The sequence below is a fragment of the Aquibacillus rhizosphaerae genome, from assembly GCF_030282825.1.
GTDB lineage: Bacteria > Bacillota > Bacilli > Bacillales > Amphibacillaceae > Aquibacillus_C > Aquibacillus_C rhizosphaerae.
This window is the reverse complement of record NZ_JASTZU010000018.1, coordinates 367,533-389,160: the sequence shown is the minus strand read 5'-3', so window position 1 is coordinate 389,160 and position 21,628 is coordinate 367,533. Positions and strand designations below refer to the sequence as shown.

Below are 21,628 nucleotides of genomic sequence, written 5' to 3'. Positions count from 1 at the left end.
TAATGTTGATAATTAAATGAAATTGGAGGGAAAGCTGATACATTCAGGTTTCCTCTCGATTGTTTAGCTATTTATCTTTATATTCTTTAGGATTATCCCTACTCATAATTAGTTTCATAACTCTATATCCATCGCTTGGCATTCCTTTATAAGCCCTTAAAAATGATGGATATTTTATAGGGAGAATTGTAATAATGAATTGTACCAAAGATGCATTCATAATAGACTTTAATAAAAAAATTATAATGTATTGACTGTCTGAAAATGTAATTGAAATATAACAAATTAAACCTAGTATAAATGAAAAAAATGGACCTGCAATCATAATCATAGCATTGGACACAATGTTATTCTTACCTTTAGGTATGTTATATTCGACAAAACCAACCCACCCACTTAAAGGCTGAATTTTAAATGTTAGTTTACCTACTTTAAAACCAGTACCCTTGAAAGAGCTTCCCAATCTAACTCCTACTGGCTCTTTGAACAATATTAATGCTGTAAGTGCGTGACCAAGTTCGTGAACTAAAGTAGTAAGCGGAAGTATCAAGGAGACGAACAATAAAAAAGTGATTGTGAATTGTATATAGCTATCCATAAGTTCCCCCAATCAATCCAATTATCTTATGGATACATTCTACATTGACCAAAAGACTCCTGCACCTTATTAAATAATGAGGAGCTAAATATTGAATTTTGCCAAACGTGAATTATTATAGGTATCTGTCATTTCATATAGAAATGATGTAAGCAATAACTCTTTCTATTGTGTTTTGGCTAATCCCTGTGTGTTTAGACCAACATGTTAAAAAAACAGAATACACTCAATAACTAACTAATAAAAGCATTATATTGGTTCGTTAATACAATATTTAGCAAAATAACCCTACGAATTAATTTCTATAAAGAATCCAATAACTATCATGTTATACTATGATAAATTAATAGCATAACATGATAGTTGAATAGGAGTTTGTAAGATGACGAGTTTTAAACTTGATTATGAAATAATGAAAAGTGAAATCCTGCCACCGTTTTCCCTTAACTTAAATGAATCAAATATCACGGGGATTTACAGTGATACGGATATGCAGGCTGAATTAATACATATGCTTTATAATGATAGTGACGTTACCGTGTGTGATTGGAAGGACGGATTATACGATCGTTTAACAGTCGCTGATAATGTTGCTTTTTATCATAAATGGTTCGGTTGTTCCATCCCATTGCCTGAAATTCTAGTGCTGTTCGAATTGCACATGTGTGCCAAAAAGCCTTTACGGAAGTGCTCGCATTCTGAAAAACGCCGTGTACAGTATGCAAAATATTTTATGATGAATACATATCCGATGGTTTTCCAAGAACCGATTCACGGGGTGGATGTAAGGACGATCAATACTTTTATCAATATGCTTAAGCGGATAACAAACAATAAGATACCAGCACTTATTTTAGTATCGAACATGGAACATGCACTGCTTCTTAGCGATGTCGCTTATAGGTTGCAGGAAAAAGGTCTCCAGGAAATTGAAGTAGATAACGTAAAGGAGGAGGATGTTACAACTGGAACTGAACCAGCCTTCACACCATCTACAGTAAATTTATTCAAAATCCCTGCGAAGATAGATGATAAAGTTATTTTGTTTGATCCGCTTGAAATTGATTATATCGAAAGCCAGGATGGCAAGGCGATGATTGTGATTAATGATGAATCTTATGCACTGGATTCGACATTGGCTGAAATAGAAAATAAATTAGAAGCTTACGGTTTTTACCGGTGTCATAGATCATACATAGTAAATTTGCAAAAGGTACGTGAGATCATTACATGGTCAAAAAATACATATTCACTCAGAATTGATAACCGAGTCAAGTCGACTATTCCGTTATCAAGGACAAAGATACAACGTATTCAAGAAATGTTTAATCTATAGGTACAGTTCAGCTCAAGCAAGAAAACAGGTACCTATTCCAGGGGTTTATTCACCTTGAAATGGGTACATTTAAGCTGTAATAGAGTACATTTTACCTTGATATGACTGTATTTCTAACCAATCCAGTGTACGATGAGCTTAGATCACCAAAGGAGGAGTTTCATTGAATAATGCAATTGAAGTTAATGGACTGAGGAAGGTATTTGATCAAAATGCAGCAATTGAAGATGTCAGTTTCTTCGTGAAGCCAGGAGAGATTTTTGGGTTGTTGGGTCCGAGTGGATCAGGCAAAACAACAACGATTAAAATTTTAACAGGAGAACTTGAGCAAACAGCAGGTGATGTGAACGTATTAGATGTGCATTCACAATCATTTGGAACTTCTGATTTTAAATCTAAAATTGGGATATTATCCGATAATAGTTCGTTGTATGAACGTCTAACAATCTATGATAATTTGAAATTGTTTTGTAAGTTGTATGATGCACCCCTAGAACAAATAGATGTCATGCTAGATGTAGTGAATTTAAGAGAAGAAAGCAAGAAAACCGTGTCTAAATTATCAAAAGGGATGAAGCAGCGCGTTCTGCTGGCAAAAGCACTCATTCATAAACCGAAACTGGTATTTTTAGACGAACCTACTTCCGCTCTAGACCCAGGGAATGTGGCACATATCCATCGTGGACTGCAGAAGCTGAATGAAGCAGGGACGACTATTTTTTTAACAACGCATGATATGGAAGAAGCAACTGAATTATGTGACCGTGTAGCTTTTTTAGATAAAGGTAAACTACAGGAATTGGGCAACCCGGATGAACTTAGGTATAAATACTCGACACATGCTTTTCACGTGGAAACATTTGCTGGAGAGAGACTTGTTATTGAAAATGAGTCTGGGAACGCTAATAAGATTAAGGAACTAATCGAAAACGGAGAAGTGAAAGCAATGCAAACGGACAATCCAACACTTGGTCAAATCTTTCTAAAAATTACAGGGAAGGAGCTAGTATAATGAACGCACAACGAATTAGTGCCATTTTTGAAAAAGATATAAAAGATTTTATGAAGAACATGATGCTTTTGATGATGCCGGTCATCCCGATTATACTAGCACTGCTTTACAAACAGTTAGGTGGAGAGGAAGGGCTTCCTATCCCAATGTTATATTTAATCGTTGGTGTCACCTTTTCATCTGTAACAGCAAGCTGCATGATGACCATGATGGCAGAAGAAAATGAGAAGAAAACATTACGTGGGCTAATGCTGTCACCTGCCTCTTTTCTAGATATCATTATTGGAAAGAGTTTGGTAGTTGGATTGATGAGTTTCATAGCATTAACTATCTCTCTAGTTATCGTTGGTATTAAGCCTTTTCTAAATGTTCAGGCTATCATAGGATTAATTCTATTATTTCTATTCTTTTTATTCCTTGGCATTGGTATCGGGCTTTTTACGAAATCAATTGCTTCAACGTCTGCCTACCTCATGCCGGTAATGTTTTTATTTGGGTTCACACCAATGATTGATTTTCTTGGTCTTGGCGAAGACAGTACCGCCATCATGATCGCGGATGTATTTCCATTGATGCAGTTAATCGACATGCATGATACAAATTCCTGGATTCCAATTGGTATTGTTGCTATTTGGGCGCTTGGTGCAGCACTCTTCACATATATCTGTTTTAAAAAGGTAAGGACGGATGACTGACGGTAAGGATGAAGTATCTATAAATCTAGTATAATTATTTTGCTCGGCAGACAAAGCATTTTTTCAAGTGAATGCGATTGTCTGCCTTTTTTATAGGGCTCTGTTTATTGTGGTTGTTGGTACAAAGGGACTATACCATATCCAGAACGTTAACAGTTATCACCGAAGGCATAAAGAATGTTATGGTGTTTTAAAAGGGTTTAATACAAAATATGGAAACATATGATGCAATTAGGTTATAAAGTTTTACGATATAGACAATGTTTCTTATTCAACGAACATGCGTTTAGTTCAATAAGAAACTCGATTGCTAATGGAAAACAGAAAGAATGAAAGGATATTTTGCCAATAAATAAAGATAGTACCGCTTTTGAAAACTTAATTAAAGGCTATAAATAGGTGTTTATTCCACTAAAGGGAGTCGTTTTCTTTTAGAGAAAATCGCACTTGCTTATGGAAGTAACAACGCAATTTAGTGCAAGAAGGAAAATTGATTATTAGATTGAAGTGTTAAAAGTAAGAAATAAAAAAAGACAATGGGTAGGGGAGTTTATGGAATCTAAGCTAATTATCTTAAGAGGTAATTCGGGAAGTGGAAAAACTACGATTGCGAAAAGCCTTCAAAATCATTTAGGTCGTGGAACGCTCTTGGTTTCTCAGGACGTCGTTCGCCGTGATATGTTGAAAGTTCACGATAGAGATGGAAATCTTTCAATTGATTTGATTCGACAAATTGTTGAATACGGTAAAGATAAGTGTGAGTTTGTTATAGTGGAAGGAATCTTAAATAAAAGAAGTTATGGTGAAATGCTAATGGATTTAATCCAGTTCTTTAACCAAGAAGCATATACTTATTATTTTGATTTATCCTTTGAAGAAACAGTCCTACGTCATAATACTCGTAGCAAGAAGATGGAATTTGGAGAAGACTCTTTACGTACCTGGTGGAATCCAAACGATTATCTTGGAGTGGAGGAAGAAACGCTGTTTACTAATGATATGTTGCAAAATGATGTATTAAAACAGATTTTAAATCAACTACAAAAGTAATTAATCCTTTGGGCTTCTTCAACAACGCGTGCTAATGTGGAACGCAGAAAGGTAGTAAAGGAGCAGTTATATACAGTATCAGTTATAAAACGTTGATGTGGTGGACCTTTTATCTTTGTGTGCATCCATAGTAAAGCGTTTAAGGATTTGACTTGGCTATGGGCGATTGTCTTGAAAGGCTGAAGCTGTTGTTTCATCAGGCATCCAAGCGAATCATATCCCCTTCTCCAAATAAAGTCCTATGTTTGTTAATTTTGAAAACTATAAATGCTGAATGTATATTATCCTTCTACAAAGATATCAATCTGGCGTTTTTGGTATCTTTTCTTACGTTGAATACGTCGGAAAAACCAAACTGTATATAGCAGGTTACTTGAAGAAGAAGGAAAGATAACAATGCTTATCGAATATGTATAATTGTTAAAATTATAGAAAAGGGTGGAGATTTATGCACGATCATATTCGTTTTCCTATAGGTCAATTTGAACCAGTACAGAATTCAACTCCAGAACAACGAAACCAATGGATTCTGAATATTTCGGAATTACCGGAACACATTCGGAACACAGTACAAAACCTATCTATTGAGCAACTCCATACGCAATACCGTTCTGGTGGATGGACTATTCAACAGGTAGTTCACCATATGGCTGATAATGATATGAATGCATTTATTCGTTTCAAAAAGGCACTAACCGAAAATAACCCAATTTCAAGTTCTTATCGAGAAGATTTATGGGCAGAATTGAGCGATTATCAAAATACACCTATTGAAATATCTCTGAACCTTATTGAATCAATTCACAGTAGATTCGTAATATTACTCCGTTCATTATCCGAATTTGAATTTCAGAGGTCATTCAAGAGTCCTACACACGGTTTTATGAATCTAGAAATTGCAACACAAAGATATGCTTGGCACGGTAAACATCATATTGCACAAATCGAATCTCTTAAACAACGTATGGGTTGGTAATTCAAAAGCCTTTTCTCAGAAGACAGTGAAGCAATAAACTTAAACAAACAGTGAGTTCATCTTGAACAAGGGATTTACGGTGTGATAGCTTCATCGATTATTGAAGTGAAATGGGAGTTACTAAAAAGGAGGATGCGAATATGAGTAAATCAGTTTTATTATTAAAAATAACTATTACTGTTATAGGTGTGATACTAGTTTTTAGTAATGATTACAACAGTGTTTTGCATCTTAAATTCATTGCTCTTGTTATTTTTTACATTATTTTCGATACTATTTTTGGTTATCTAAAAAGAAATAAAAGTCACGATAGAAAATGAAAACTTTCTAAAAGAAGATTAAAAAATTTGTGAACTTTTGTACTAAGAGCAAATACTGAACAAGGTATTCGTCTCTCTTTCTCGAAGTTAAGAGCAGGATTGTTTAACAACAGGGGGGATGACTTAAGAAGTCAACAAGAATCATGTTATTGGGAATTAGTATTATATTAATAGGTGCAATTATTACACTGGATATACAACGACAACAAGGGGTGGACTACTTATATACCCAGGCTTTTTAGTTGTTTTGTTTGTTTTCTTCTGTGGTCTCTATAAAGAGGATTAAAACTAATTAAAGTAATGGGTGCAATCCTTCAACAAGCAGGGATTGCTCTTTTCTAATTGAAGTAACAGGTAGCTTGAACGAAAGAGTGGAGCTTTAGGGCAGTTCTTTTGGTTTATGGAGCTATCGGGCAAGAATGTAATTAATGTTATATTAGAAGTAAGAAAAAAGGTTTTTAATTCTTTATACGGAGAATACACTTTATGCGGAAAATAAAGGCTTGGGCGAAAAAAATAAAACAACAAATCTTTGTACTTTACTTAGCATATAAAGATGAAAGAGTACTTTTGTATGCTAAAATATTTTCAATTTGTGTTGTAGCTTATGCGTTTAGTCCGATTGATTTGATACCTGATTTTATACCAATCCTTGGTTATTTAGATGATGTTATTATCGTTCCATTAGGTATTATGTTTGCATTGAAGATGATACCTAATGAAGTAATATCAGAATGTGAAGATAAAGCAAAAGAAATAATGAAAAATGGGAAACCGAAAAATTGGGTTGTAGGTTCATTCATAATTTTAGCATGGAGCATAATTATGTTGTGGATTATTCTAAAGGCTTATCAGATATTTAGATAAAGGCATCATTAGTTGAGTAAATCAATAAGGAACAAAATGGAAATTCGATAAACTAGGAAGTTCCATTTTTTTACCTAATATCAACATAAAACTTTTAAATACCCTTTTTTATAAAACTAAGTAACTATCTGGAAAATAATTACTGACTCGTTCGTGTTGAAAAACAATATCCACATGAGGTACAAGTTTTGTTTAAACAATGCGTTGATAAACAGAGGTAATAAATAATAAGGACCCTTTTATATAGATTCCTTCTATATAGTTGCTATTTAGGCCAATGATGGTCTCTTTTTTGTAAAAACCATTTTTCAGTGTAACTTTTGTGGAACTAAGAATCGAGAATATACGTATAGAATTGAAATTAAAAACAGGAGTTTAAGTGGAGAAGTGGATGCATTTTCAGGTTATCCAATTCAAATCGATTACTACGGCGCTGTAGATAGAACAGGAGAACTTTTAGATATTGATAAGGTGCAAGAGAAAGTATCAATGATGCTACATCGTATTTATGGGGAAGATAAGCGATTTTCTGTCGAGTACCTGGGTATCAATGTGAATTATTCAAGTAACATGGATGATCAATATTATACGTTTGCATATAAACCTATGTTAAATTCTATGCCTCTATATGCTTTTTCTGATCAATCAAACAAAATTTATTTCGATGCAAGATCTGGAGATTTTGGGATGATGCATAGCATTCCTTCAATACCTTTCTCATTAAATGACCATGAGATTTTTAACAAAGTAATTACACCTGAAGAAGGTTTGTATATACTGAAAAGAAAAGTAAACATGGAGGATAAAAAACTTGTAGAAACACGGAACTATACATTTATCGATACATTTGTGGTTTATTCTTCAACCTCAGGTGGACTTGTTCCGGTTCATGCCTACGGAATAAGTGATCATGATTCGACTTGGCGGTATATTAATATAGAACATGGAAAAGAAGAGATGCTCTATTTTGAAAACTGAAGCAATGTCTTTACTTGTTGAGTGAAACACAGCTGGTGAGCTTAAAATCTATATTGTAAACTTTTTAAACGTGGAAATGTCAATATGCCACTTTCTGATACCTTTTATGTGAGAAGGTTTGATGGGTATGATAAATTTAGATTCTTAGGGCAATTAATTTTAACAAAAAATAAGTAACTTGAATAATTACTATGAGAAATTTAGGTGGGATAAAAATGAATAGTAAAATAAAATTAGAATTTGAAAAATCTAAATCTGGCGATAAAAATGAACGTTATGAATCCTATCAGTATATATTAAAAGTAACTGACCATAAAGTTGATTGGGTATATGAAGTATGGGACCAACTATTAGAGGACTTAACTCATAAAGATAACCATCAACGCTCTCGTGCTGCACAATATTTAGCTAACCTAGCCATAAGCGATCCGGAGATGAGGATTATGAAAGATTTCCCTAAGTTGTGGGAGGTAACAAAAGATGAAAAGTTTGTGACAGCTAGGCATAGTCTCCAATCCATATGGAAGGTAGGAATTGCTGGTACAACTCAAAAAGAAATGGTTATGGACTATATGGTTGCACGTTTTAAAAACGGAACGGATAAAAAAAATTACACTTTAATTCGTAATGACATCCTTCAAAATATGAGGAATCTATATGACCATTTTAATGATATGACTATCAAACAAACGGCTTTAGATTTGATTGATATAGTTGACGACAAAAAGTACAAAAAAAAGTATATAGATATATTTAAATAGTTCCATTATTTCAAGGATAGCTGAAGATCGAGCGTCTTCATCATCAATCTTTTCTCTTGTAGGGCGTAAAATTTTTTAAAACAAACAAAAAAATCAGCTTACGATAGATGAATTCGTAAGCTAAATGCTAATACGTAAAAGTAAGGATTATTTTCCTTTTAATACCCAAAAATCCACTAATATAATTATGATACCCATTGCAGTACGCCAACTAGGAACCTCCTTGAAAAATATCAAGCCAATTGCCACACTTACTAGGATCTCCAATCCTTTAGATGCAATAAGAGAGAAGGTTAAGTTATCTACAATTTTTGTTAGAAACTTTACTCCATACCCAATCATCATACTGGCGGAAAGAAAAAAAGGAACTTGTTTTATAAAGTACGACAAAGTGGATAGAAAATGTGAATCAATGTGCTTGGTGTGATAAGCATATATGGCATTAATTATTACTAACCCACTTAACATTAATATAACGGCAAGAAGTATCATAAATGTACGTCTCCAATTTGCTCGTTTCTCTTATTTTTGCCTAAATACAAATATTTATGTTAAGACCAAAAATATTTCATCTGAAAAATTCTGTTAAATATATCATCGTAATAAATCCAAAGATAAATGTAATGGTAGCTGCTCGTTCATGTCCATCCCCATGACTCTCTGGAATTAATTCTTTATATACAACAAATAACATAGAACCAGCAGCAAAAGCTAAACCGTAGGGAATAATATATTGAAATAGTTCTCCAAAAAAGTGACCCAAAATCCCCGCACATAATTCGATTAATCCTGTAACAGTAGAGAGAAAAATTGCCTTCATACGACTTATTCCTTGAGTAATCAAGAATAATGCAACTAAAAAACCTTCAGGAATGTTTTGTAACCCAATTGCAAAGGCAACAAGAGGTCCCAAATCAAGGTCACTACTGACATTTGAAATTCCTACAGATAACCCTTCAGGAAAATTATGAATAGACATAGCTATCATAAACAACATAACATGGGCATGTCCTACCGGCTGTTTGGAATGGTCTAAATCAGTATGAGGAATCAGAATCTCAATGAATGTAAGTACAAAGGTACCTATTAATATACCTACAACTAAAGTGGATATATTAGATAGTATGATTGCAGATGGGATTAATCCATATGCAGAAGCCGCAACCATAATGCCTGCAGTATATGCCAATGTAATATCTTTTCCTTTATGTGATAGATTTTTAATTAATAATACGGGGAAAGCTCCAAGGCTTGTACAAAATGAAGATATAAGAATAGGCAAAAGGGACATATATGATCCTCCACAAAGGTAATTGATATATTCTATGACGGCAGATAGGGATTTAGCACAAAAGTAATATTTTTGTGTATATGCATTCATGAAATGGAGTAGGAATAAGAACCGAACTCAGATGGAAAAAAATTGTTTATGGCATTTTTTGTTTAGCGATTTGTGAAATTAGTGCGTACATTTATCTTTTAATATTGATACCGAGAATCCAGGTATATCGCTTATAAAAATCGATATAAACTATTACTTTTGAAGGCTTTTTCATGCTTATTAGCCAATGAAAGAAAAATCAAAAACCCCTTACCAGAGCTAAAAGTACTTGTATTAAGGGGTGAAGCATTAATGCCAAAGAATGGAAGAAAAGGACTTCGTTTTGTTAAATTTTTACTTCATAATTGCTTTGGATATTTTGAACCTTAAATCCCATTTTACTGATTTTTTCAATAATGTCTTTAATGTCTAGACTATTTTTATTGTACATTACATAACCATTCTCATTTTCTAAATTAATTTTAATTTGGTTTACTCCATCCGTTCTTAAAATTACTTTTTCAATCTTTGTAGGACAATCAGGGCAATGCATCCCTTTAACATCAAAGGTAACCATTTGATTCATATGAATTTTCACCACCTTCAGCCAAAATTTGTATTTTTCCTTGAACCTAATTAATTTTACTCAGACTCAATAGAATTTATGAATGAGTTTATATAGTTAAATACTTCTTTGGATAACTCTATATTTTCATATTATTATTTGATTCCATTTTCTCACTATTACCTAGGCGAAATGACAGCATGATACCAAACTTGTGTATTCCTAACATTAAGGTTCCCGCCATTATCTGATCAGTTTTAGTGTTGAACGGTAAAGGTGGATAATTCAAAGGATTCGTTTGTGGAGGTAAACAAAGTTTTGCTGTCATTTGGTTAAGAAAGGGATGTGGTGCTCCGTCAATCACGGCACTTAAAATAAACATAATACAAGCTGGCATTAATACAATTCCACTTAGAAATGCGTAACGCTTTTTCTGTAGCTTGCTAAGACGTTGTTTGGAATCAGGTGCTACAATTGGCCACCACATACTAAATGACAATATAAGAAGTAATATAATATACCATTATGAACAAATGGAAATTCAGATAAAACATTTAGTATTATCGGTAGATGATACATTAAGAACATTATCCCAAAAACATATAAAGCAACTAAAGGAGTTAAAAGTAGTTTACTTATTCTTTTTAAAACAGACAGTTTCTTTATTTTTATGTGTAATTTTTCGGGAATACCTAGCAGCAAGAATGGGGGGACAATAAAATAAAGAATGCTCATTTGAAGCATGTGTGTACTAAAAGAGAGATGACTAATTACAGCTAAAGGGCTACCAAAAATGAAATAGAATAATGCTAAACTGAGGCAAAATAGAAGAGGTTTTTTATGGTATATTTTGATATCTGTAAGTCGATTAATTAAGAGTACATAGGTTACGAATATAGTTATAAGCCCCATTAACAATGAAACATCCCAGGCCATCTGCTCTGCAAGCAAAACATCAAAAAGCATATAATCTCCTCTCCTTCAGTATTCGATTAACAAAGGGTGTAGTTAATAAACCACATGCTTATAATTAGAATCCTATATACTCATTCATAAATCATTTTTATGTTTGTTTACGTAATATATAACATTAAATCAGAAAACTATCACACTTTAGCAGTTTTCTTGAAAATGGGATAAGGTAACACTGTCTGAATAATTCACACCGCTGTACATAGTAACTACAGGAAGAAACATTTCCTTACATCTTCTACGTATGTATTCAAAAAGAATAATTATCGATATACACGATTTGATGTATATCATCTCATTCAAATTTAATTAAGTAATATTGGAATATTATCGCCTGAAACAATGTTAAACAAACAAAACTGTTGATTTTTAAAACGATTGACATTTCACCTTACGTGTGTAATATTGTGTATATACGATATACACGGAGGGGATAGCTTGTGATTGCTTTGGAAGTTAAAGATTTAAATAAAAAGTTTAAAAACTTTCATTTGAAAGATGTATCGTTTCAGCTGGAAAAGGGTTATATTATGGGTTTTATTGGTGCCAATGGCGCAGGGAAAACAACCACAATCAAATCAATCATGAACATGATTCATTTGGATAGCGGTGAAGTACACGTTCTAGGTAAGAACATAGTAGAACATGAACTCGATTTGAAACAAGAAATCGGTTTCGCATTTGGCAGCATCGATTTCTATACTCGAAGCAAAATTAAGACATTGACCAATGTTATAAAGAAATTCTATAAGAACTGGGAGGATGAGACTTATTATAATTATTTAAGAAGATTCAAGTTAGACGAAGACAAAAAAATTAATGACTTGTCAATGGGAATGAAAGTAAAGTACAACTTATCCCTTGCCTTGTCTCATGGAGCGAAACTTCTCATTCTCGACGAACCGACAAGCGGACTTGATCCGGCTGCAAAAGATGAGCTGTTGGATATTTTTCAAGAACTCGTAGTAGATGGCCAAATCAGCATTCTTTTCTCCACCCATAGTACATCCGACTTGGAAAAGTGTGCAGATTTTATTACTTTTATCGATAACGGAAAAATAATCGACAGCTCGGAAAAAGAAGAATTTATGGATTCCTATCGCCTGCTGAACGGTAACGAAAGCCAGTTGAACCAGCTGAAAGAACGGTTGATTTCATACAAAATGAATTCATTCGGCTTTACAGGGTTGATTCGCTTGTGCGACTTTGATACCTCTTCTGATATAAAAGCAACTATACCAAGTCTCGAGGAGATCATGATTTATTTTGCAAAAAAGGAGGAAATGTATGTATAACTTAGTGATAAAGGACTTGAAATTAGGCATAAATCCTTGGTTTCTGGCCTTGCCTTTTTTAATAGGCACCTTAATGCTTATACCTAACTGGATTTACTTTCTAGTTCTTCAGTATTTTTTCTGGATTTCAGTACCTAATATTTTTGCTCAATTTAAAGCACAGAATGATCTGGTATTTACTATGACAATGCCCGTATCCAGAAAAGACATGGTGAAGGCAAGGGTCACAGTTATTGTTATTCTGGAATTATTGCATATTGTGATTGCAATGATTTTTGGTTTGTTCACGTTTCAATTATACCCGGATATGACCTACTCTTTCTTCGCACCACATATGGGTTTTTGGGGGCTGTGTTTTGTCATGCTTGCAATCTTCAACATTATCTTTATCCCTATGTTTTACAAAACAGCGTATAAATATGGTTCAGCGGCAACTGCATCCATTACGGCTACATTGCTTTATTTCGCAAGTGTACAGTGGTTGGGAATACAGAATTCTTTTGTATTTGAGACTTTCAATGGTAACGGTGCTGATAATGTATCGCTTCAAATAACCATCCTTATTGTCGGAATTGTAATATTCACAGTTTTCACTATTGCAGCATGCAGTATAGCTATTAAACGATTTGGGAGATTGGATATTTAATGAACTTATTGATTTCGAATACATCTGAAAAACCGATTTATCAGCAAATCTTTGATCAAATCAGCGCTCAAATTCTCAAGGGTGAGATAGAACAAGGTTATAGTTTACCGCCAATACGACAAGCAGCCAAAGAACTACGTGTTAGTGTTATCACCATAAAAAAAGCTTGGGAAGAACTCGAACGATGTGGTTTAATTTATACAGTATCTGGAAAAGGATGTTTTGTAGCAGAACTCTCAACCGATGATATGCTTCAAAAACGAAACGACATGATAATGAAGCAAATGGTGGTTGACATTTCTTATTACAAATCCTTTGGCCTCACAATAGAAGAAGTTTTTGAGCTTATGAAGAAGATTTATTGACGAAATAAGCGATTCCGATTCGAGCGGGTAACGACTTCGGAGCAATAATTCTATAATCACGAATTTCAATACGCTGAATATTAAACCATATTTTATGGAGGTTTTTAATGGAGCATACAAAACGAATTTATTTCTTAGACACATTACGGACTTTTGTCATAACTCTTGTCGTCTTTTATCATGTGAATATGCACTATGTTAACCTCTTTCAAGACATGCCTTTTGTTAAAAATATGGTTCCCGATGCGTTTAGTTCAATCATTCTATTTCTAATTCTGGCTGTAAACGGTCAATTGATGAACGCGATTATGTTCTTCATTGCTGGATATTTTGCATTGGGCCCTCTTATAAAGAAAGGTGCCACACCTTTCCTCAAGGATAAAATAGTCCGACTGGGGATTCCTTATCTAGTCGGATTAATTCTTTTGTCGCCAATCGCCAGCTATATTGCGGCTCGTTCCTGGGGAAATGATGAAGGTTTTTTCAAATACTGGATTTTTGAATTTTACAAGAGTCAAAATATCAGCCAGTTTCACTTATGGTTTATTGGTGTGCTGCTGTTGTTCTTTATTCTGTTAAGCCTGGTATACGTCATATGTAGCGTAAGAGTGAAGTCAGCTGGTATCACGAAAGGGCAATTAACGTTTCGTTCTATTGTGTTATTTATTGCCGTGACGACAGGATTTTACTTTGTTGTCAATCAATTTATTAACGAAGCCAGCTTTACCAATTTATACATCATCAATTTCCAGGGGGTCATGCTCCTTGTATATGCTGCTTATTTCCTTCTCGGAATCCATGCATACCAGAAAGACTGGTTCAAAACGGGTTACAGGCCAAGGATTATTCCTTGGTTCGTTACCTATGTAATTTCTATAATCATTTACATTGCTTTTGTCGTTTATGAGTCAACAGTTCCGGACATCGCAAATTTCTCTGTTGTTAATCTGCTTCTGGTCCTGAGTTTCAATATTTCCATTTTTTCAGCCGTATTTGTGCTCCTTGCCTTGTTCCAGAGATTTGCTGACAAAAGTACGCCTTTTACAAAGAGGATCTCCATTAGCCGTTACAGTATATACATCTTTCACTATGTTGTCGTATATGCTCTGATTTATGCAACAAATCACATATCCTTGCCAGTATTTGCAGAATATGGGTTGGTGCTTGCACTTAGTATACTGTTGTCCTGGGGATTGGGATATCTGATGAGTAACGTGCGATACTATAAGTAGGTGCACGTGCGCAGGACACTAGTCATCCAACATACTTTTCTACATACGGTAAGTGTGATGTTGTTTATCGGGGTTAAAACAGTTGATACGGTTTTGGGTTATTAATGGATTTGCTTAAGGGTATAAAAATGATATATTATAATTACCAAATTCATGAATAAATGGGGCCATCTAATGAAAATCAATATGATTATTTTTCTAACATCTACAAAAGAAGAAAGAGGAAATAACAGGTCGGAAATGGTAATGAAAACAATTCAATCAACTGTTCGTCCCGTTAAAGGAGATATTATTGATGATCCAGGTTTCGACTCAAGATTTCATAATGGTTATGAGGTTGTGAAAGTTACTTTAAACTATGAGTCTAATGAATGCTATGTATCTTTACATCCAATTGCAATAGATTTAGAGGAAAATACTCTCAATGATTATATAGACCACCTTGTAACTAATGGATGGCGCATTATTTCAAAAGAAGAATTATTAATTTGACGAGGTCCATCCTTTTAGGTGGTCCTTTTTTGTATTAGACGGATATTGCACAACAAGGCATATCCAAAATCATGGAAAACAAGATATGCGGTATTGTGAACATGTTCATTTAAACTAAACCATCAGGTGCTTTAGGACTTGGTTTCTCTTGACCTTGAAGCTTACTCCAATGTTAATGTTGTATTTGAGGAGTTGGTAAACATGCAAATTAAAGATTTTGCTGAGAAATATCAATTGCAAGCTTATACAATTCGTTATTATGAGAAAGAGAATATATTGAAACCAAAGAGACTTGAAAATGGTAATCCAGAATATGATGAAGAATGCGAAAAACAAATTCAGCTGATGATCGTGTTAAAAAAGTTAGGATTTACATTTGAGAGTGTACAGGGAGGGGCATGTATTGAGTATCAATCAAGTTGTGCGTATTGAAAACGGAATCGCCCTTGCCATTTCGTTTTATATTTATACATTGTTAGACTTTCCAATCTGGTTGTTTTTTGTTCTTTTATTCATTCCCGATATTACAATGGTTGGCTATGCATTTAACAATAAAATAGGTGCAAAGGTTTATAATTTGGGACACAGCTTTGTGTTACCACTCCTTTTAGCAATAGGTTACTTCTTCTTTTTAAATGAACATTTACTTATAATAATCATCATCTGGATTGCTCATATATTTATGGATAGATTATTAGGTTTTGGATTAAAATATCAGGATTCTTTTAACCAAACACATATACAAAGGCTATAAATTTATGCAAGTTCTGAAAGGAAGGATGTATAACTAACAGAGAATTGATTTGTGAAAATATATACTTATATATATTGTATTGCTTAGAAGCTTGTGTATATAGTATCAAAGTCTTTCCAAATGTTGGTTCAGGGATGTTAGTCACTTTTACTTGGAGCCTTTACGGCTATAGTGCAACAAGGGGATTGTCATATAAATTGGCAATCCTCTTTTCGCTTGGATTGGTTTTAAAAATTATTGGAATTATATGTTAAAATGAAATGTGGATAAAAAATCTTTAAGTAAAGAGACAGTATTGTTGTGAATGAGAAAGTAGGGGGAGAAATTATTTGTTGTTATTAAATGTATAAATAGAAGGCTTTTTCTTTTAAGCTAATAGTAGCCCATTGCTTATTCATGTACAGGGTGCTTATGTAAACAAGGGACACAAACCTTATTTAGTTAACTGGTTTCAGAAAGAAGGTTATTTGAGGTATTAGAAATATTTATTTACTTTGAAAGTTTCTCATACAAATTAATAATTTTATCTTAAATAAAAATATATGGAGGAATAGTTATGTGGATAATATTAGGGGTAATTGCAATAGTAGTAACTTTTATAAATCTTTATCTGTATGCAGCAGGAAAGGATTATAAGCTTGCTATGGCGATGGGATTATCATTTACAGCATTGACAATTTGTGCGGATTACAGTTATCTAACTCGGTGGGTAGAAGCAGAAGATTGGGCGGCTTTATCGGATGTAATACCTGGAATGGCAAGGGCATTTTGGTTTTTGACAATTGTTTCTATCTTACTAAATATAGCACCTATACTTTTAGAACGAAAAGGTAAGAAATAATTACTTATTGTAAAATCATTTATATATTATGCAATAATTTGTAACTAACGAGAAATAAATATTTATCATCTACATTTTTCAACTAATTTTTAAAAATACAATTGAGTAAAATTCATTTAAGTGATAATATATAAGTAACTTTTATGATCGGAGGTGGGGAAAGATGTTGAATCAAGCTGTTTTAGTGTGCGGATATTGGGTTGAATTCCTTTATTTATACCGTGCAAAATTTGCTGTTGCAGTTGTTAACGGGATACGTGTGTCCTTTTTTAACAACTCTATAGCAATCTAAAACGGTGAAAACATCTCTTAACCCACTTGATAAAGAACGGTTGAAAGGAGAGCATTTTTCATGCTCTCCTTTTTTAATGGAATAGAACGCTGATTGAGTGACGTTCTATTAAAAACTGTAGCCATGGGAAGGTATGTCTTCTCATGGCTTTTTTTGTATTTTTTTAAGGAGGAATAATAATGATTGTATGTAGCGTTAACAAAATAGCTAAGATGTATGGAGGTAACTCTATTTTTGAGAATATATCATTTGAAATAAACGAAAAGGAACGGGTTGGTTTAGTTGGCCGAAATGGTAGCGGAAAATCGACGTTGATTCGTTTGCTAGCTGGTGAGGAAACACCAGATTCAGGACAAATACATTGGAAAAAAGGGTCTGTCATTGGTTACCTTACACAAATTCCAGATTACCATGATTCCACAACTACAAAGGATGTACTAAGATTAGCCTTTTCACCTTTACTGCAGATGGAAGAAAAAATGAAAAAGTTAGAGTCAGAAATGGGGAGGGAGGCGAACGCAGATAAACTTGAAAAACTCATCGAAGAATATGGAGAATTACAAGACAAGTATGCGATTAATGGTGGTTATCAAATAGAATCTAATATTGAAAAAATAGTTCACGGTTTAAATATTCAACGCTTACTTGATCAGCCATTTTCTCGTTTAAGTGGAGGTGAAAAAACAAAGGTGGGGCTTTGTCTGATGCTATTAAAAGAACCAGACCTGTTACTATTGGATGAACCGACAAATCATTTAGACTTAATGGCAGTCGAATGGCTTGGAGATTTTTTACGAGAATATAGCGGGACAGTCCTTGTTATTTCACATGATCGTTATTTTCTTGATGAAGTAGTCAACAAAGTCATCGACTTGGAAGATGGAGAAGTTACTGCTTACCATACAAATTTCTCAGGGTTTATAAAAGAAAAAGAAGCAAAGCTTTTAAGGGAATTTCAAGCCTATGAGGAGCAACAAAAGAAAATAAAAAAGATGAAAGAAGCGATTAAACGTTTAAGAGATTGGGCAAACAGAGCCACCCCACCAAATGCGGATCTTCACAGACGAGCAAGGAATATGGAGAGAGCGTTAGAGCGAATGGAAAAGCTAAATCGACCAATATTAAATCGGAAGAAAATGAATCTAGAAATGGATGCATCGGACCGGAGTGGAAATGACGTTATTGTGTTTAAAGATGTATCAAAGCGTTTTGATGACAAGTTGTTATTCGAAGATGTGAATATGCATATTTCCTACCAAGATCGGACTGCCATTATAGGAGAAAATGGAACAGGGAAATCAACACTACTTCATTTAATCCTTGAACGACTTTATCCAGATAAAGGAGAGGTGCGGGTAGGTAGCAATGTCAAAATAGGGTACCTATCTCAAAATATTTTCTCTACTATTGAAAATAAAACAGTTATTGAGACCTTTAGAGATGAGGTTAAAGTGACAGAGGGAGAAGCAAGAGGAATTTTAGCACGGTTTATGTTTTATGGGTACGCTGTTTTTCAGAAAGTCTCTCAGCTTAGTGGGGGTGAGAGGATGCGGTTAAGATTAGCACAATTAATGTATAAAGATATCAATTTGCTCATCTTAGATGAACCAACAAACCATTTAGACATTGAATCAAGGGAAGTGTTGGAAGAAGCACTTGATGATTTTCAAGGTAGTATAGTAACGGTATCTCATGACCGGTATTTTCTTAACAAGCTATTTGGAAAGATTTATTGGATAGAAGCAAATAAAATTCATTGTTTTGAAGGGGACTATACCTGGGCCAAGGAAAAAATGAATGAATTTAGAGGGAAAGCAGTGCAAATAAATATGGAGAAAAAGAAAGAAACGCTATCGAAACGAAAGGAGCCGATTAAGCATAAGCCTACGGACAATGAAAATATGAAAATGGATGTAGTCTTTTTAGAGGAAAGAATCATGGAGCTAGACAAAAAGTTATTGGAAGTGAAAGACTTAGAGGTACTACAACAGTTATATAAGGAAAAAGAAGACTTAGAACAAAAATGGGAAGCGCTTTGTGATCAGTTAGAAAATTAAATCGAAAGTAGGTTGCTATAAAATGAAAAATGAATCCATTAGTCAAATGTGGAAGGACTATCAAAAGATAAATCCTAATGGACCAAAAGATTACGAGGCATGGGCATTTGGCGATTCGAAAGAAATGGCTGATGAACTTGCAGAATTAGTATTAGAAGGCACAAAAACAGCGACTTCATCAATTTATACGTTATATGAATTGGAAAAAGAGGAGCTACCGTATGTTGGGCTTGTCAATATTATTCTCGATGGAGAAGGAAATGCTGTTGCCATAGTAGAAACAACCTCGGTAGTAATCGTTCCTTTCGATGAAGTTTCCGCAGAACACGCATATTTAGAGGGTGAAGGTGATCGTACATTACGTTATTGGTGTGATGTGCATGAAGCCTTTTTCAAAAAAGAATTAGAATCGATAAACCAAGATTTTGATTGTAAAATCCCAGTTGTTTGTGAAAGGTTTAAATTGGTTTATAAAAAATGATGTATGTTTGATTTTTGAAAGGATGACTGAAAAGGTAAGTAGTTCCGTTTCGGTGGAGAAACTTCGAAATAACACACTAATTAACAGACCAATTATCATATGATTCGGCCTATTAATTTTCACTAATATATCAATGTTTTTGGATATAAATACTTGAATTAACATACTAAATCGCAACCAAAATAACACAATGACAATAGCTGTTGTCATTGTGTTATTTACTATGTTAATTGGTATGCTATTTGCTATGTTGATTTCCATTAACTAAGTAGGAAATTGTAATTTTATGTTAAAATAAATGTAGGATTTGTGAATGATTTTTCTTAAACTAACGAGGCAGTATAGTGTAATAAAAAAATTGATTTCTTTTTATAAGAAGTCGATTTTTTTTGTGCTTAAATATGAAATTTCTGAAAGTTTATAACCTTAATGAAAATGTAAAAAATGTAATGTTGACATTACATTTTTTACAAGATAATATTAATTTATGTAATGTGAACGTTACATTTTAGGAAGGATGTGAATAATGAAGCATGGTGTTAAAAATTCAGTTAAAGATTTTAGAAAAGAAAAAGGCATTACACAAGAACAGTTAGCTGAAAGTATCTGGGTGACGAGACAAACTATTATAGCTATTGAAAAACAACGTTATGAACCATCTATTGGAACAGCAATTAAATTAGCGACTGTGTTAGACTGTTCGCTTGAGAAATTATTTTGGATAGAAGGAGATGTGTAAAGTGAATGTTTCGTATAAGACTAATTTTATTTTGAGAATGGGAATCCCTCTGTTTTTATTTGCAAGTTATTTATTCTTGTCACATTCTAAGTTAACTCTAATTATTGCCATATTTGCATCTATTCAAGTCATTGCTTATGGTTTGAATATATATAGAAAAGGTAATTGGAATAAGATTAATTTACAACATGACCAACGTACTCGATATAATACATTATTTGCTGGTAATAGCATGTATTTCATTACAATTTTTATATTATTTATTGGTGCCATTCTGATTCAAAACTCGATTATTTCTATAACATATCCAAATCTTATAGGATATACTATTTTGATTACTTTGATTTTAAAATGGATAATACAAGATTACCTGAATAACCAAGTTGAAACTGAAAATTAAGTGGGGGAATTTGAAAATTTTCATAAAATACCTATGTATAAAATAGAAATTGTGAATTATTACACTTAAACTAACGGAAGCTTATCTACAACAAGAAACGAAGACTGTATTATGTAAAAGGACAAGATTATTGATTAATGTGAAAAATAATGAGGGGGGAAATATGAAGATATTGAATAAAGGTATTAATAGTTTTGGTATTATAAGTCTCATTGCTACTATTTGTTATTTTTTTGTTGATGGAACTAAGTTACCTATATATGGAATACTCCTCTTTTCTTCAGTTACGTTATCATTAGTTGGAATTGAAAAGGTATTGGATGATAGGAAAAATTGGAAGGGTTATCTTTATATTGTTACGGCTATTATTGTGTCTCTAAATATTCTAATCTTTATTGAATAAATTACTGCCCCTATTCAACATACAAGGGTGCTTTAGTAGAACAAGGAGTTGTCTATTTGGCAGCTCTTATTGCTTATTGAAGTAACGCCGCAGGTTTGTTTAATAAGAAATAGATAATTAGGAGTTGAGAAAATGGAACACAATATGCAATTGATGAAATGGTAGAACGGACTTATAGAA

27 protein-coding genes and 2 pseudogenes are annotated in these 21,628 nt (G+C 33.5%); 24 read left to right on the top strand and 5 right to left on the bottom strand.

All coding sequences use genetic code 11. The annotated features are described in order from the left end of the window. Nucleotides 1-67: 67 nt before the first annotated feature. Entirely contained in the window at nt 68-598 is a 531-nt protein-coding gene (locus QQS35_RS05505; protein WP_285930886.1) for a M50 family metallopeptidase, read from the bottom strand. Between the two features lie 382 nt (nt 599-980). On the opposite strand from QQS35_RS05505, the gene QQS35_RS05500 reads away from it, so the two are divergent. The 10 genes and pseudogenes from QQS35_RS05500 to QQS35_RS05460 all read left to right on the top strand — a co-directional run bounded on the left by QQS35_RS05500 (nt 981) and on the right by QQS35_RS05460 (nt 8,593). After that, nucleotides 981-1,934, top strand: a complete 954-nt coding sequence (locus QQS35_RS05500) for a response regulator transcription factor (RefSeq protein WP_285930885.1) — start codon at nt 981-983, stop codon at nt 1,932-1,934. A 163-nt stretch (nt 1,935-2,097) separates the two neighbouring features. Beyond that, nucleotides 2,098-2,946 (top strand): ABC transporter ATP-binding protein, encoded by an 849-nt coding sequence (locus tag QQS35_RS05495; protein WP_285930883.1) that lies wholly within the window; start codon nt 2,098-2,100, stop codon nt 2,944-2,946. Then, complete coding sequence (locus QQS35_RS05490) at nt 2,946-3,641, top strand: ABC transporter permease (RefSeq protein ID WP_285930881.1); 696 nt, start codon at nt 2,946-2,948, stop codon at nt 3,639-3,641. Before QQS35_RS05495 ends, QQS35_RS05490 begins: the two co-directional genes overlap by 1 nt. A gap of 115 nt (nt 3,642-3,756) precedes the next feature. Continuing rightward, a pseudogene (locus QQS35_RS22890) lies at nt 3,757-3,861 on the top strand (IS1595 family transposase); the annotation flags it as partial. 332 nt (nt 3,862-4,193) lie between these two features. Beyond that, nucleotides 4,194-4,691, top strand: coding sequence for a kinase (locus QQS35_RS05485; RefSeq protein WP_285930880.1), 498 nt, complete (start codon nt 4,194-4,196; stop codon nt 4,689-4,691). A gap of 448 nt (nt 4,692-5,139) precedes the next feature. Beyond that, nucleotides 5,140-5,667 carry a YfiT family bacillithiol transferase gene (locus QQS35_RS05480; protein ID WP_285930878.1) on the top strand — a complete coding sequence of 176 codons (528 nt, stop codon included), beginning with the start codon at nt 5,140-5,142 and terminating at the stop codon, nt 5,665-5,667. A 140-nt stretch (nt 5,668-5,807) separates the two neighbouring features. Then, nucleotides 5,808-5,987 carry a hypothetical protein gene (locus QQS35_RS05475; protein WP_285930877.1) on the top strand — a complete coding sequence of 60 codons (180 nt, stop codon included), beginning with the start codon at nt 5,808-5,810 and terminating at the stop codon, nt 5,985-5,987. Nucleotides 5,988-6,473: 486 nt separating this feature from the next. Beyond that, a complete protein-coding gene (locus QQS35_RS05470; protein ID WP_285930876.1) occupies nt 6,474-6,854 on the top strand; it encodes a YkvA family protein in 381 nt (126 codons plus the stop codon). A 387-nt stretch (nt 6,855-7,241) separates the two neighbouring features. Continuing rightward, nucleotides 7,242-7,832, top strand: coding sequence for a hypothetical protein (locus QQS35_RS05465; protein ID WP_285930875.1), 591 nt, complete (start codon nt 7,242-7,244; stop codon nt 7,830-7,832). 215 nt (nt 7,833-8,047) lie between these two features. Further along, nucleotides 8,048-8,593, top strand: a complete 546-nt coding sequence (locus tag QQS35_RS05460) for a hypothetical protein (RefSeq protein ID WP_285930874.1) — start codon at nt 8,048-8,050, stop codon at nt 8,591-8,593. 147 nt (nt 8,594-8,740) lie between these two features. Here QQS35_RS05460 and QQS35_RS05455 read toward each other — a convergent pair whose 3' ends face one another. The 4 genes and pseudogenes from QQS35_RS05455 to QQS35_RS05440 all read right to left on the bottom strand — a co-directional run bounded on the left by QQS35_RS05455 (nt 8,741) and on the right by QQS35_RS05440 (nt 11,391). Further along, nucleotides 8,741-9,085, bottom strand: a complete 345-nt coding sequence (locus tag QQS35_RS05455) for a hypothetical protein (RefSeq protein ID WP_285930873.1) — start codon at nt 9,083-9,085, stop codon at nt 8,741-8,743. A 76-nt stretch (nt 9,086-9,161) separates the two neighbouring features. Then, nucleotides 9,162-9,884, bottom strand: a complete 723-nt coding sequence (locus QQS35_RS05450) for a ZIP family metal transporter (RefSeq protein ID WP_285930872.1) — start codon at nt 9,882-9,884, stop codon at nt 9,162-9,164. A 376-nt stretch (nt 9,885-10,260) separates the two neighbouring features. Then, on the bottom strand, nt 10,261-10,500 hold the full coding sequence (locus tag QQS35_RS05445) for a heavy-metal-associated domain-containing protein (RefSeq protein WP_285930870.1): 240 nt from the start codon (nt 10,498-10,500) through the stop codon (nt 10,261-10,263). Nucleotides 10,501-10,618: 118 nt separating this feature from the next. Next, a pseudogene (locus tag QQS35_RS05440) lies at nt 10,619-11,391 on the bottom strand (cytochrome c oxidase assembly protein). Between the two features lie 500 nt (nt 11,392-11,891). On the opposite strand from QQS35_RS05440, the gene QQS35_RS05435 reads away from it, so the two are divergent. The 14 genes from QQS35_RS05435 to QQS35_RS05370 all read left to right on the top strand — a co-directional run bounded on the left by QQS35_RS05435 (nt 11,892) and on the right by QQS35_RS05370 (nt 21,448). Further along, nucleotides 11,892-12,746: an ABC transporter ATP-binding protein gene (locus tag QQS35_RS05435; RefSeq protein WP_285930869.1), complete on the top strand. Its 855-nt coding sequence runs from the start codon at nt 11,892-11,894 to the stop codon at nt 12,744-12,746. Continuing rightward, complete coding sequence (locus tag QQS35_RS05430) at nt 12,739-13,392, top strand: ABC-2 transporter permease (protein WP_285930868.1); 654 nt, start codon at nt 12,739-12,741, stop codon at nt 13,390-13,392. The genes QQS35_RS05435 and QQS35_RS05430 overlap by 8 nt, the downstream gene beginning before the upstream one ends. Next, entirely contained in the window at nt 13,392-13,757 is a 366-nt protein-coding gene (locus QQS35_RS05425; RefSeq protein WP_285930866.1) for a GntR family transcriptional regulator, read from the top strand. The genes QQS35_RS05430 and QQS35_RS05425 overlap by 1 nt, the downstream gene beginning before the upstream one ends. 107 nt (nt 13,758-13,864) lie before the next feature. After that, entirely contained in the window at nt 13,865-14,989 is a 1,125-nt protein-coding gene (locus QQS35_RS05420) for an acyltransferase family protein (protein WP_285930865.1), read from the top strand. Between the two features lie 174 nt (nt 14,990-15,163). Then, the gene (locus QQS35_RS05415; protein ID WP_285930864.1) at nt 15,164-15,481 is read left to right on the top strand and encodes a hypothetical protein; all 318 of its coding nucleotides are present in this window, start codon (nt 15,164-15,166) and stop codon (nt 15,479-15,481) included. Nucleotides 15,482-15,682: 201 nt separating this feature from the next. Beyond that, nucleotides 15,683-15,913, top strand: a complete 231-nt coding sequence (locus tag QQS35_RS05410; RefSeq protein ID WP_285930863.1) for a MerR family transcriptional regulator — start codon at nt 15,683-15,685, stop codon at nt 15,911-15,913. After that, nucleotides 15,885-16,235 carry a DUF4260 domain-containing protein gene (locus QQS35_RS05405; protein WP_285930861.1) on the top strand — a complete coding sequence of 117 codons (351 nt, stop codon included), beginning with the start codon at nt 15,885-15,887 and terminating at the stop codon, nt 16,233-16,235. The genes QQS35_RS05410 and QQS35_RS05405 overlap by 29 nt, the downstream gene beginning before the upstream one ends. A gap of 556 nt (nt 16,236-16,791) precedes the next feature. Continuing rightward, nucleotides 16,792-17,076 (top strand): hypothetical protein, encoded by a 285-nt coding sequence (locus tag QQS35_RS05400; protein WP_285930860.1) that lies wholly within the window; start codon nt 16,792-16,794, stop codon nt 17,074-17,076. 163 nt (nt 17,077-17,239) lie between these two features. Beyond that, entirely contained in the window at nt 17,240-17,368 is a 129-nt protein-coding gene (locus tag QQS35_RS05395) for an RAxF-45 family protein (RefSeq protein ID WP_285930859.1), read from the top strand. Nucleotides 17,369-17,547: 179 nt separating this feature from the next. Beyond that, nucleotides 17,548-19,425 (top strand): ribosomal protection-like ABC-F family protein, encoded by a 1,878-nt coding sequence (gene abc-f / locus QQS35_RS05390; protein ID WP_285930857.1) that lies wholly within the window; start codon nt 17,548-17,550, stop codon nt 19,423-19,425. Between the two features lie 22 nt (nt 19,426-19,447). Then, entirely contained in the window at nt 19,448-19,906 is a 459-nt protein-coding gene (locus QQS35_RS05385; RefSeq protein ID WP_285930856.1) for an ASCH domain-containing protein, read from the top strand. A 526-nt stretch (nt 19,907-20,432) separates the two neighbouring features. Next, a complete protein-coding gene (locus tag QQS35_RS05380; RefSeq protein WP_285930855.1) occupies nt 20,433-20,645 on the top strand; it encodes a helix-turn-helix transcriptional regulator in 213 nt (70 codons plus the stop codon). 1 nt (nt 20,646) lies between these two features. Next, complete coding sequence (locus QQS35_RS05375; RefSeq protein WP_285930854.1) at nt 20,647-21,045, top strand: hypothetical protein; 399 nt, start codon at nt 20,647-20,649, stop codon at nt 21,043-21,045. Nucleotides 21,046-21,208: 163 nt separating this feature from the next. After that, the gene (locus tag QQS35_RS05370; RefSeq protein WP_285930853.1) at nt 21,209-21,448 is read left to right on the top strand and encodes a hypothetical protein; all 240 of its coding nucleotides are present in this window, start codon (nt 21,209-21,211) and stop codon (nt 21,446-21,448) included. Nucleotides 21,449-21,628 lie beyond the last annotated feature (180 nt).